The 12,710-nt window shown below is 62.3% G+C and carries 8 protein-coding genes; all 8 read left to right on the forward strand.

Annotated features, from left to right (window positions below; genetic code table 11):
* The first annotated feature begins 171 nt into the window (after positions 1 to 171).
* The gene (locus CN311_RS25550) at positions 172 to 1,200 is read left to right on the forward strand and encodes a sugar ABC transporter substrate-binding protein (RefSeq protein WP_097576441.1); all 1,029 of its coding nucleotides are present in this window, start codon (positions 172 to 174) and stop codon (positions 1,198 to 1,200) included.
* Between the two features lie 203 nt (positions 1,201 to 1,403).
* Complete coding sequence (locus tag CN311_RS25555) at positions 1,404 to 2,480, forward strand: ABC transporter permease (protein ID WP_097576442.1); 1,077 nt, start codon at positions 1,404 to 1,406, stop codon at positions 2,478 to 2,480.
* Positions 2,477 to 3,259: an ATP-binding cassette domain-containing protein gene (locus tag CN311_RS25560; protein ID WP_097576448.1), complete on the forward strand. Its 783-nt coding sequence runs from the start codon at positions 2,477 to 2,479 to the stop codon at positions 3,257 to 3,259. The genes CN311_RS25555 and CN311_RS25560 overlap by 4 nt, the downstream gene beginning before the upstream one ends.
* A 152-nt stretch (positions 3,260 to 3,411) precedes the next feature.
* A complete protein-coding gene (locus tag CN311_RS25565; RefSeq protein ID WP_097576443.1) occupies positions 3,412 to 5,877 on the forward strand; it encodes a glycogen/starch/alpha-glucan phosphorylase in 2,466 nt (821 codons plus the stop codon).
* A 137-nt stretch (positions 5,878 to 6,014) separates the two neighbouring features.
* The gene (glgB, locus tag CN311_RS25570; RefSeq protein WP_097576449.1) at positions 6,015 to 8,228 is read left to right on the forward strand and encodes a 1,4-alpha-glucan branching protein GlgB; all 2,214 of its coding nucleotides are present in this window, start codon (positions 6,015 to 6,017) and stop codon (positions 8,226 to 8,228) included.
* Between the two features lie 34 nt (positions 8,229 to 8,262).
* Positions 8,263 to 9,528 (forward strand): glucose-1-phosphate adenylyltransferase, encoded by a 1,266-nt coding sequence (gene glgC, locus CN311_RS25575; RefSeq protein ID WP_097576444.1) that lies wholly within the window; start codon positions 8,263 to 8,265, stop codon positions 9,526 to 9,528.
* A gap of 3 nt (positions 9,529 to 9,531) precedes the next feature.
* Positions 9,532 to 10,977 (forward strand): glycogen synthase GlgA, encoded by a 1,446-nt coding sequence (glgA, locus tag CN311_RS25580; protein ID WP_097576445.1) that lies wholly within the window; start codon positions 9,532 to 9,534, stop codon positions 10,975 to 10,977.
* Between the two features lie 3 nt (positions 10,978 to 10,980).
* Positions 10,981 to 12,609, forward strand: a complete 1,629-nt coding sequence (locus CN311_RS25585) for an alpha-D-glucose phosphate-specific phosphoglucomutase (RefSeq protein WP_097576446.1) — start codon at positions 10,981 to 10,983, stop codon at positions 12,607 to 12,609.
* The last annotated feature ends 101 nt before the right edge of the window (positions 12,610 to 12,710 follow it).

Genomic DNA, 12,710 nt, shown 5'->3' on the forward strand with positions numbered 1-12,710 from the left:
ATGAGTGAACGATGCAAGACTGTCAATAATAAATAAGAGTGATTTAATTATTGACAGGAACTCTGGGCTGGTATCTGTTGAGATCGGGTATCACACTGGGAGAGTTTATCCGGATGCCTATGCGGATACCGGTTGGCCGGCATCCGAAATCGTTCCACTGGGAGGAAAACCATGGCTAAGCTGAACATTCTGAAAGTGGCTGTCGCCGGCCTCGCGCTTTACGGGGCAATGGCCTCGGTTTCATACGCGGCCGACATCGTTGGCCTGATCACCAAGACCGAGGGCAACCCGTTCTTCGTCAAGATGCGCGAGGGTGCGCAGGCCAAGGCCAAGGAGCTCGGCCTTGAATTGCAGACCTTTGCCGGCAAGTTCGACGGCGACAATGACAGCCAGGTTGCGGCCATCGAGAATCTGATCTCGGCAGGCGCCAAGGGCTTTGCCATCGTGCCGAGTGATTCCAGCGCCATTGTGCCGACCATCAAGAAGGCGCGCGACGCTGGCCTGCTGGTCATCGTGCTCGACACGCCGCTCGATCCGATCGACGCCGCCGACGCCACCTTCGCTACTGACAATTTCAAGGCCGGCGAGCTGATCGGCCAGTGGGCCAAGGGCACGCTTGGCGACAAGGCCTCAAGCGCCAAGATCGCGTTCCTGGATCTCGCCACCAACCAGCCGACCGTCGACTATTTGCGCGACCAGGGCTTCATGCAGGGCTTCGGCATCGACATCAAGGATCCAAAGAAATATGGCGACGAGGACGATGCGCGTATCTGCGGCCATGAAATGACCGGCGGCGCCGAGGATGGCGGCCGTACCGCCATGGAAACGCTGCTGCAGAAATGCCCGGACGTGAACGTCATGTACACGATCAACGAGCCTGCGGCGGCAGGCGGCTATCAGGCGCTGAAGGCGGCCGGCAAGGATGACGGTTCGGTGCTGGTGGTGTCGATCGACGGCGGCTGCCCGGGCGTCAAGAACGTCGAGGCCGGTGTCATCGGCGCCACGTCGCAGCAGTATCCCCTGAAGATGGCGGCCATGGCCATGGAAGCGATCGAGAAATTCGCCAAGACCGGCGAGAAGCCGCAGCCGACCCCCGGCAAGGAGTTCTTCGATACGGGTGCTACGCTGATCACCGACAAGCCGGTCAGCGGTGTCGAATCCATCGACACCAAGAAGGGCCTCGAACTGTGCTGGGGCTGATGCCTTCCTAGAGCAATTCCAGGAAAAGTGTGAAACGGTTTTCCGTCCGGGAATTGCGTCAAGGTAAAGAGATGGAACGGTTCGGCGTTTCCATGAAACGATGAGCCGTTCCAACACCCTCCAGAAGGGTTTAAACTCCAACGGAAGGGGCGGCCCTGGCCGCTCTTTCCCGAAACACGGGATCCTTGGGAGGGGATATAGAGATGAGCGATGATGCAACCGGTTCGGTGACCGCCGAGCGCGGCCTTCAGGGCACGGACCAGTCTGTGGCGAGTTTCGAGGAGGACCGGCAGTCGCCCTTGAAGAGCCTGCAACGGTTCCTGCACGAGTATCCGACCGCAATCCCGTTCATCGTCCTGGTTGCCGGCATCCTGATCTTTTCGGTTGCGGCAGGCGGTCGGTTTTTTGCGCCGTTCAATCTTTCGCTTGTGCTGCAGCAGGTCACCATCATCGCCTTCCTGGGCATAGCCCAGACGCTGGTCATCCTGACGGCCGGCATCGATCTTTCGGTCGGCGCGATGATGGTTCTCTCGTCCATCGTCATGGGCCGTCTTACGGTAACGGCCGGCGTTCCCGTCGAGATCAGCCTCGTGCTCGGTCTGCTGACCGGCCTGCTGTGCGGTCTCATCAACGGCGTGCTTGTCGCGGTGATCAGATTGCCGCCGTTCATCGTAACCCTCGGCACCTGGAGCGTCTACGGCGCGATGGTCATCTACGTCTCGCATTCCGAAACCGTTAGGGCGCAGGATATCGAGGCGGCGGGACCGCTGCTGCAATGGCTGGGCAACACGATCAGGCTGGGGGGAGGCGCGGTGCTGACTTATGGCACCATCGCCATGATCCTGACCGCTGTTATCATCTGGTATGTGCTCAACCGCACGGCGTTCGGCCGCCATGTCTATGCGACCGGTGACGACGACGAGGCCGCCCGCCTTGCCGGCATCAACACGCGCGGCGTCTACATCGCCGTCTACACGATCGCAGGTTTCATCTGCGCGGTCGCCAGTTGGGCACTTATCGGCCGCATCGGCGCGGCGAGCCCGCTCGGCAACCAGACCGCCAATCTCGATGCGATTACCGCGGTGGTGATCGGCGGCACGTCGCTATTCGGCGGCCGCGGCTCGATCGTCGGCACGCTGTTCGGCGCGCTCATCGTCGGCGTCTTCCGCAACGGCCTCGCATTGGCGGGCGTCGACTCGCTTTGGCAGGAATTCACCGTCGGCATTCTCATCATTCTCGCCGTTACCATTGACCAGTGGATCAGGAAGATTTCGGCATGAGCACGAAGCCCATTCTCCAGGCAAAGGGCCTCAACAAGCGCTACGGCAGGGTCGTTGCACTCGACAATGCCGATTTCGACCTCTTGCCGGGTGAAATCCTTGCCGTCATCGGCGACAACGGCGCCGGCAAATCGACGCTGGTCAAGGCGCTGTGCGGCGCCGTCATTCCGGACTCCGGCGCGATCGAACTCAACGGCCAGCCGGTGCATTTCCGCTCGCCGATCGAAGCGCGCATGGCGGGGATCGAGACGGTCTACCAGAACCTGGCGCTGTCGCCGGCGCTATCGATCGCCGACAACATGTTCCTTGGCCGGGAAATCCGCAAACCAGGCTTTGTTGGCCAGTGGCTCAGAAGGCTCGACCGTTCGGCGATGCAGAGGATAGCCAGAGAAAAGCTTTCGGAATTGGGGCTGATGACCATCCAGAACATCAACCAGTCGGTCGAAACGCTCTCCGGAGGTCAACGCCAGGGTGTCGCAGTGGCGCGCGCCGCGGCCTTCGGCAGCCGCGTGGTGATCATGGACGAGCCGACAGCGGCGCTCGGCGTCAAGGAGAGCCGCCGCGTGCTTGAACTTATGCTCGACGTCAAGAGGCGCGGCCTGCCGATCGTGCTCATCTCGCACAACATGCCGCATGTCTTCGAAGTGGCGGACCGTGTCCATATCCATCGCCTGGGTCGTCGCCTCGCAGTCATCGATCCCAAGCAATATACGATGTCCGACGCTGTCGCTTTCATGACCGGAGCCAAGCTTCCGCCTGAAGCAGCGCTCGCTGCCTGAGGCGCTTGCGGGTGGCCTGATTTGCCAAATTGCCGCAGGGCTACCTTGCCCGTGGCTGTCTAAATCGATTGAACATGTAGCCATATGCGCTAGCATGGGCTGGGAGGAATGGTGAAAGCCGGTATGATCATGGCAACCGCACGAGAGGCGACATGACACGCGCGATGACTTCTTCCGAAGCCCCCATACTCGAAAATCCAGATCCCAAAACGCTCGCGGACGAAGTCCTGAAGGCCCTCAAATACAGGGTCGGCAAGGACACCACCGTCGCCACGCAGTACGACTGGCTCACAGCTTCGATCAAGGTGGTGCGCGACCGCATCGTCGATCACTGGATGCAGGCGACCAAGGAAGCTTACGACCAGCAGGAAAAACGCGTCTACTATCTGTCGCTCGAATTCCTCATCGGCCGTCTGATGCGCGATGCCTTCTCCAATCTCGGCCTGATGGACAATATGCGCCAGGCGCTGTCGTCGCTTGGCGTCGACCTCGATCTCATGGCCGCGCTGGAACCGGATGCCGCGCTTGGCAATGGCGGTCTCGGCCGGCTCGCGGCCTGCTTCATGGAGAGCATGGCCACCGTCGACATTCCCGCGCATGGCTACGGCATCCGTTACGCCAACGGCATGTTCCGCCAGGAGATCCATGACGGCTGGCAGGTGGAACTGCCCGAGACCTGGCTCGATCACGGCAATCCCTGGGAGTTCGAGCGGCGTGAACGCTCCTTCGAGGTCGGCTTCGGCGGCTCGGTGGAATCGATCACCTCGAAGGACGGCAGGCTCGAGCGCCATGTCTGGAAGCCGACCGAACACGTGCTGGCCGTCGCCTATGATACGCCGGTGGCCGGCTGGCGGGCCAAGCGCGTCAATACGCTGCGTCTGTGGTCGGGCATGCCGATCGATCCGATCCTGCTCGACAAGTTCAACGCCGGCGACCACATCGGCGCGCTGGCCGAAAGCAACAAGGCCGACGCCTTGTCGCGCGTCCTTTACCCTGCCGATTCCCACATGGCCGGGCAGGAACTGCGGCTGCGACAGGAATATTTCTTCTCCACCGCCTCGCTGCAGGACATCGTCCAGCGTCATCTTAGCCAGTATGGAGACCTGCAGTCCCTGCCCGACAAGGCGGCGATCCACCTGAACGACACCCATCCGGCCATCGCAGTGGCCGAGTTGATGCGTCTGTTAATGGACGTCCATGGCATGGATTTCGATCTTGCCTGGAGCATCACCAGGCGCACCTTCGGCTATACCAACCACACGCTGCTCCCAGAAGCGCTCGAAAGCTGGCCGGTGCCGTTGTTCGAGCGGTTGCTGCCGCGCCACATGCAGATCGTCTACGCCATCAATGCCGAGGTTCTCTTGGAGGCTCGCGCGACCAACCAGTTCTCCGACGAGCAGATCAGCCGCATCTCGCTGATCCAGGAGAACGGCGACCGCCGGGTGCGCATGGGAAATCTTGCCTTTGTCGGCTCGCACTCGATCAATGGCGTCTCGGCGCTGCATACCGAATTGATGAAGCAGACGGTCTTTGCCGACCTCCACAAGCTCTATCCGGATCGCATCAACAACAAGACCAACGGCATCACGCCGCGGCGCTGGCTGATCCAGTGCAATCCCGGCCTGACCGCATTGACCCGCGAGGCGATCGGTGACCGCTTCATGGACGACATCGACGCCATAAAGGGTCTCGACCCCTTTGCCGACGACGCCGCGTTTCGAGAGAAATTCGCCGCCGTCAAACGGGCGAACAAGGCCAGGCTCGCCAACCTCGTTGCCGACCGCCTCGGCATCAAGGTCGATCCCTCGGCGCTGTTCGACATCCAGGTCAAGCGCATCCACGAATACAAGCGCCAACTCCTGAACATCCTCGAAGCGATCGCGCTCTACGACCAGATCCGGTCCCATCCCGAGCGCGACTGGATGCCTCGCGTCAAATTCTTCGGCGGCAAGGCGGCGCCCAGCTATCACAACGCCAAGCTGATCATCAAACTCGCCAATGACGTCGCCAAGGTCATCAACCGCGACCCGGCCGTTCGCGGCCTGCTGAAAGTGGTGTTCGTGCCGAACTACAATGTCAGCCTGGCCGAGATCATGATGCCGGCGGCCGACCTTTCCGAGCAGATCTCGACGGCCGGCATGGAGGCCTCCGGCACCGGCAACATGAAATTCGCGCTGAACGGTGCGCTCACCATCGGCACGCTCGACGGCGCCAATGTCGAGATCAAGGAGTGCGTCGGCGATGACAACATCTTCATCTTCGGCCTGACGACGGAGCAGGTCGCCGAGCGACGCAACAACGGCTACAATCCTCGCGCGGTGATCGAGGCATCGCCGGAACTGTCGCAGGCCATCGCCGCCGTTTCATCGGGCGTTTTTTCCCCTGACGATCCGGAGCGCTACCGCGAGCTGATCAACGGTCTCTATCAGAGCGACTGGTTCATGGTGGCGGCCGATTTCGACGCCTATGCCGACACCCAGCGCGCCGTCGATGCGGTCTGGCGCAACAGTCCGGATTGGTACGCCAGAGCGATCCGCAACGTCGCGCGCGTCGGCTGGTTCTCTTCCGATCGCACAATCCGTCAATATGCGAAAGAAATCTGGAACGTGCCCGTTTGATATGATTGCATGAGGCCACGAACAACGTGGCTTGGTGGATTGAGTTTGACATTCGCAACGTGCCAGTCGGCATCGCCAATATCGAATTAAAGATCCGCTAAAACAAATACTTGGTGCCCGGGGAGGGCGACTGCCTGATGAGGAAGCCGCGCGTGACCGCTGCGACAAGCGGGCCGGACGGACAGGCGCCAGCCGGCGATGTCGCGGCGATTGTCGCCGGCACGCATGGCGACCCGTTTGCTGTCCTCGGTGTGCAGGAGGCAGGCAAGGGCTTTGTCGCCCGCTGCTTCGTTCCGCATGCGGAGGTCATTGCCGCCTATACGCTGACCGGCAAGAAAGTAGGCGAACTGTCGCGGCGCGACGACGGCGGTTTCTTCGAGGGCAGACTGTCGCTCAAGAAACGTCAGCCGCTGCGCTATCACGCCAGCAACGCCGGCGGCGACTGGTGGCTGACCGACCCTTATTCCTTCGGTCCGGTGCTTGGGCCGCTGGACGATTATTACATCGCCGAAGGGTCGCATCTCAGGCTGTTCGACAAGCTCGGCGCGCACCTCATCGATCACGAGGGTGCATCGGGCGTGCATTTCGCGGTGTGGGCGCCCAATGCCAAGCGCGTCTCCGTGGTCGGCGATTTCAACGAATGGGACGGCCGCCGGCACCCGATGCGCGACCGCCGCGACACCGGCATCTGGGAATTGTTCATTCCCGATATCGGTGCCGGCCGGCCCTACAAATACGAGATCATCGGCCCCGACGGCGTGCGGCTGCCGCTCAAGGCGGACCCGTTTGCCTTCAGGTCCGAGCTGCGCCCGGCCACCGCTTCGGTGGTAGCGCTTCCGCCGGCGCATGAATGGGGCGACGAGGCGCACCGCAATTTCTGGCGCAACGCCGACCACAGGCGCGAGGCCGTGTCGATCTACGAGGTCCACGCCGGCTCCTGGCAGCTAAACGACGATGGCAGCTTCCTGTCGTGGGACGAACTCGCCACGAGACTGATCCCCTACGTCGTCGATACGGGCTTCACCCATATCGAATTCATGCCGATCTCCGAACACCCCTATGATCCGTCCTGGGGCTATCAGACGACGGGCCTCTACGCACCGTCGGCCCGCTTCGGCGATCCGGACGGGTTTGCCCGTTTCGTCGACGGCGCCCACCGCGCCGGCATTGGCGTCATTCTCGACTGGGTGCCGGCGCATTTCCCGGTGGACGAGCATGGTCTGGCAAGGTTTGACGGCACCGCGCTCTACGAGCATGCCGACCCGCGCAAGGGCTTCCATCCCGACTGGAACACCGCGATCTACAATTTCGGCCGGCGCGAGGTCGTCTCCTTCCTCGTCAACAATGCGTTGTTCTGGGCCGAGAAATACCATGTCGACGGCTTGCGCGTCGATGCGGTCGCCTCGATGCTCTACCTCGACTATTCGCGCAAGGCCGGCGAATGGATTCCCAACGACAAGGGCGGGCGTGAAAACCTCGAAGCAGTCAGCTTCCTGCAAAGGATGAACAAGGAGGTCTACGGCCACCATCCGGGCGTGATGACGATCGCTGAGGAATCGACCTCCTGGCCCAAGGTCTCGCAGCCGGTGCATGAAGGCGGGCTGGGCTTCGGCTTTAAGTGGAACATGGGCTTCATGCACGACACGCTGGAGTATTTCTCCAAGGAGCCGATCTTTCGCAAGCATCACCACAACGACATCACCTTCGGCTTGGTCTACGCCTTCTCCGAGAATTTCGTGCTGCCGCTCTCCCATGACGAAGTCGTGCACGGCAAGGGCACGCTGCTTGGCAAGATGGCGGGCGACGACTGGCAGAAATTCGCGACATTGCGTGCCTATTACGCCTTCATGTGGGGCTATCCCGGCAAGAAGCTGTTGTTCATGGGACAGGAATTCGCCCAGCGTCGCGAGTGGAGCGAGGCGCGCGCGCTCGACTGGGACCTGCTCGATTTCCGGCTGCATCGCGGCGTCTGGCAGACGGTGCGCGACCTCAACTATCTCTACCGCTCGCGCCCGGCCCTGCACGCGCGCGACTGCGAGCCGGAGGGCTTTTCCTGGTTGATCGTCGACGACAGCGCGAACTCGGTGTTTGCCTGGCTGCGCAGCGCGCCGGGTGGCAATCCGATCGCCGTCATCTCCAACTTCACGCCGGTGCCGCGCGACAGTTACCGCGTGCCGCTGCCGCAGGCCGGCAAATGGCGCGAGATCATCAACACGGACGCCTCCGATTATGGCGGTTCCGGCAAGGGCAATGGTGGGCTCGTCGAGGCGCGGGCGGAGGGAGCAAGCATATCGGCAACGATGCTTTTGCCGCCGCTGTCAACGATCATGCTCGAATTTGCTCCGGACTGAGTTATTCCGGACTGGGTAAATTGGGAGGGTAAAAATGGCAGAGATAAAACGAACCCAGCCGCTGGCACGCGATGCCATGGCCTATGTGCTGGCCGGCGGGCGCGGCAGCCGCCTTAAGGAATTGACTGACCGGCGCGCCAAGCCGGCGGTCTATTTCGGCGGCAAGACGCGCATCATCGATTTCGCGCTCTCCAATGCGCTCAACTCAGGCATTCGCCGCCTCGGCGTCGCCACTCAGTACAAGGCGCATTCGCTGATCCGTCATTTGCAGCGCGGCTGGAACTTCCTGCGGCCCGAGCGCAACGAGAGCTTCGACATCCTGCCGGCCAGCCAGCGCGTATCGGAAACGCAGTGGTATGAAGGCACCGCCGATGCCGTCTATCAGAACATCGACATCATCGAGGCCTACGGCCCCGAATACATGGTGATCCTTGCCGGCGACCACATCTACAAGATGGACTACGAGCTGATGCTTCGCCAGCATGTCGACGCCGGCGCCGACGTCACCGTCGGCTGCCTTGAAGTGCCGCGCATGGAGGCGACCGGCTTCGGCGTCATGCATGTCGATGCCAAGGACAACATCATTGCGTTCGTCGAAAAGCCTGCCGACCCGCCCGGCATTCCCGACAAACCGGAGTTTGCGCTGGCCTCGATGGGCATCTATGTCTTCAAGACAAAGTTCCTGATGGACCAGTTGCGCCGCGATGCGGCAGAACCTGGCTCAAGCCGCGACTTCGGCAAGGACATCATCCCCTATATCGTCGAGCACGGAAAGGCGATTGCCCATCGCTTCGCCAAATCCTGCGTGCGCTCGACCGCCGAGAACGAGGCCTACTGGCGCGACGTCGGAACCGTCGACGCCTATTGGGAGGCCAATATCGACCTTACCGACATCACGCCGGAACTCGACCTCTACGACCGCGACTGGCCGATCTGGACCTATGCCGAGCTGAAGCCGCCGGCAAAGTTCGTGCATGACGAGGATGGCCGCCGCGGCTCCGCGGTGTCCTCGCTGGTCTCTGGCGACTGCATCGTCTCGGGAGCTTCGCTGAAAAGAAGCTTGATCTTCACCGGCGCGCGCATCAATTCCTATTCGACGCTGGAAGAAGTCGTCATGCTGCCCGACTGTCATGTCGGCCGGAACGCAAAGTTGAAGCGCGTGGTCATCGACCATGGCGTAAGGATACCGGAAGGCCTCGTGGTCGGCGAGGACCCCGTCCTCGATGCCAAGCGCTTTCGCGTTTCCGAGAAAGGCATTTGCCTTGTCACGCAGGACATGATCGACAAATTGGGGCTCTAGTGCATGCAGGTTCTGTCGGTCACGCCCGAAATATTCCCGCTGATCAAGACCGGCGGGCTTGCCGACGTGACCGGCGCCTTGCCGGTCGCGCTTGCCGGCAAGGGCGTGACCATGCGCACGCTCATCCCCGGCTATCCCCAGGTGATGGATGCCTTCAAGAAGAAAAAGGCGGTTCACCAATATCCGCTGCTGCAGGGCGGCAAGGCTTCGGTCCATGCCGTCGGGATCGCCGGGCTCGACCTGTTCGTGCTCGACGCGCCGCATCTGTTCGACCGCCCCGGCGGTCCCTACGGCAACGCGACCGGCGCCGACTGGCCGGACAATTGGCGGCGCTTCGCGGCGCTGAGCCAGGTCGGTGGCGACATCGCCGGCGGCGCCATCTCCGGCTACCGGCCCGACATCGTCCATGCCCATGACTGGCAGTCGGCGATGACACTGGCCTATATGCGCTACGGCAAGGCGGTCGGCACGCCGTCGATGATCACCGTCCACAATCTTGCCTTCCAGGGCCAGTTCGGCGCCGGCATCTTCGGCGAGCTTGGCTTGCCGGCGGTGGCCATGGCGCTCGACGGCGTCGAATATTATGGCGGCGTCGGCTTCCTCAAGGCCGGCCTGCAGGCCGCCTGGGCGATCACCACGGTCAGCCCGACCTATGCGCAGGAAATCCGCTTGCCGGAGTTCGGCATGGGCCTCGACGGCCTGATCAACATGCGCTCCACCGATCTCCATGGCATCGTCAACGGCATCGACACCGACATCTGGAACCCGCAAACCGACAAGCATCTGGTCTCCACCTACACAGCCAGGACATTGAAGGGGCGAACGCCCAACAGGGCCGCCGTCGAGGACCGTTTCAGCCTCGACCGCGACGGCAGTCCGATCGTTTGCGTCATCAGCCGGCTGACCTGGCAGAAGGGCATGGACATATTGGCGGCCGTCGTCGACGGCATTGTCGCGGCGGGTGCGCGGCTCGCCATCCTCGGGTCCGGGGATGCCGGCCTCGAAGGCGCGCTGCTGGCCGCGGCCGCCCGCCATCGCGGCCGTGTCGGCGTCGTCATCGGCTGGGACGAGGGCCTCTCCCACATCATGCAGGGTGGTTGCGACGCCATTGTCATCCCCTCGCGCTTCGAACCTTGCGGACTGACGCAGCTTTACGGTCTGCGCTACGGCTGCGTGCCCGTCGTCGCTCGCACCGGCGGCCTGGCGGACACCGTCATTGACGCCAACGAGGCTGCCGTCTCGGCTGGCGTCGCGACCGGATTCCAGTTCGCACCCAACAATGGCGGCGCACTCCTGCACGCCATGCACCGCCTCGTTGAGGCGCACGCCAACCCCGCGGTCTGGACCTCGATGCAACAGCAAGGCATGAAGGCCGATGTGTCGTGGGACAAGAGCGCCGAAAAATACGTTGAACTCTACCGTTTGCTGCTTTCGAAAAGGGCTGCCTGACGCATGATACGCACCGTCGCCACCAAACCCTATCCCGACCAGAAGCCCGGCACGTCCGGGCTGCGCAAGAAGGTGCCGGTGTTCCAGCAGGAGCACTATGCCGAGAACTTCATCCAGTCGATCTTCGATGCTCTCGAAGGCTTCAAGGGCAGGGCCTTGGTGATCGGCGGCGACGGCCGCTTCTACAACCGCGAGGTCATCCAGAAGGCCATCGCCATGGCGGCGGCCAACGGGTTCGGCAAGGTGATGGTCGGGCAGGGCGGCATATTGTCGACCCCGGCGGCTTCGCACGTCATACGCAAATACCAGACCTTCGGCGGCATCATCCTGTCGGCCAGCCACAATCCAGGCGGCCCGCATGAGGATTTCGGCATCAAGTACAATGCCGGTAATGGCGGCCCGGCGCCGGAAAAGCTGACCGACGCGATCTTCGAAAAAACCAAGGCGATTTCCAGCTTCAAGATCGCCGATATCGGGCCGATCGACATCGACAAGATCGGTACCGTCAAGGCGGGCGGCATGACGGTCGAGATCATCGACCCGGTCGCCGACTATGCCGAGTTGATGGAAAGCCTGTTCGATTTCGACGCCATTCGCGCCAATTTCAAATACGGCTTCCGCATGCGCTTCGACGCCATGCACGCGGTTACCGGCCCCTACGCCAAGGAGATCCTCGAGCGGCGGCTTGGCGCGCCCAACGGCACCTGCCGCAATTTCAAGCCGTTGCCGGATTTCGGCGGCCACCATCCGGATCCGAACCTTGTCCATGCCAAGCACCTCTATGACGAGATGATGGGACCGGACGCGCCGGATTTCGGCGCTGCTTCCGACGGCGACGGCGATCGCAATTTGATCATCGGCAAGGGCATCTTCGTCACCCCGTCGGATTCGGTGGCTATGCTTGCCGCCAACGCTCATCTGGCGCCGGGCTACAAGGAAGGCCTCAAAGGCATAGCCCGCTCTATGCCGACCAGCGGTGCCGCCGACCGCGTCGCGGAAAAACTCGGCATCGGCATCTTCGAGACGCCGACCGGCTGGAAATTCTTCGGCAACCTGCTCGACGCCGGCATGGCGACGATCTGCGGCGAGGAAAGTGCTGGCACCGGCTCCAACCATGTGCGCGAAAAGGACGGCCTGTGGGCGGTGTTGTTGTGGCTCAACATCCTGGCGGTGCGCGGCGAGAGCGCCAAGCAGGTCGTCACCGAGCACTGGGCGACCTACGGCCGCAACTACTATTCGCGCCACGACTATGAAGAGGTCGAGACCGAGCGTGCCAACGCTCTGGTTGACGAACTGCGCGCCAAGCTTGGCTCGCTGCCGGGCACCAGCGTCCGCGGCATGACAATCGCCAGCGCCGACGACTTCGCCTACCATGATCCGGTCGATGGGTCCGTGAGCAAGAACCAGGGCATCAGGGTGCTCTTCGAAGGCGGATCGCGCGTCGTCCTCCGTCTTTCCGGCACCGGCACCTCTGGCGCGACGATCCGCGTCTATATCGAGCGCTACGAGCCGGACAAGTCGAGGCACGATCTCGACACGCAAGTCGCACTCGCCGATCTGATTGCGGCAGCTGACGATATTGCCGGCATCAAGAGCCACACTGGTCGCAACAAGCCGAGCGTCATTACGTGAGGCTGGTGCCGCCCTTACCCTCCCTCTTGTGGGAAGGGTCGATCCGCGCAGCGGATCGGGGTGGGGATACTGAAGTGCGCAGACGCCAGCCATCCCCACCC

The sequence above is a fragment of the Mesorhizobium sanjuanii genome (assembly GCF_002529485.1).
GTDB lineage: Bacteria > Pseudomonadota > Alphaproteobacteria > Rhizobiales > Rhizobiaceae > Mesorhizobium > Mesorhizobium sanjuanii.

Bases quoted from the DNA above. Each gene is read 5' to 3' on its own strand.
- glgC (WP_097576444.1), top strand. From the start codon at position 8,263: ATGGCAGAGATAAAACGAACCCAGCCGCTGGCACGCGATGCCATGGCC.
- CN311_RS25550 (WP_097576441.1), top strand. From the start codon at position 172: ATGGCTAAGCTGAACATTCTGAAAGTGGCTGTCGCCGGCCTCGCGCTT.
- CN311_RS25585 (WP_097576446.1), top strand. From the start codon at position 10,981: ATGATACGCACCGTCGCCACCAAACCCTATCCCGACCAGAAGCCCGGC.
- CN311_RS25560 (WP_097576448.1), top strand. From the start codon at position 2,477: ATGAGCACGAAGCCCATTCTCCAGGCAAAGGGCCTCAACAAGCGCTAC.
- CN311_RS25565 (WP_097576443.1), top strand. From the start codon at position 3,412: ATGACACGCGCGATGACTTCTTCCGAAGCCCCCATACTCGAAAATCCA.
- glgB (WP_097576449.1), top strand. From the start codon at position 6,015: ATGAGGAAGCCGCGCGTGACCGCTGCGACAAGCGGGCCGGACGGACAG.
- CN311_RS25555 (WP_097576442.1), top strand. From the start codon at position 1,404: ATGAGCGATGATGCAACCGGTTCGGTGACCGCCGAGCGCGGCCTTCAG.
- glgA (WP_097576445.1), top strand. From the start codon at position 9,532: ATGCAGGTTCTGTCGGTCACGCCCGAAATATTCCCGCTGATCAAGACC.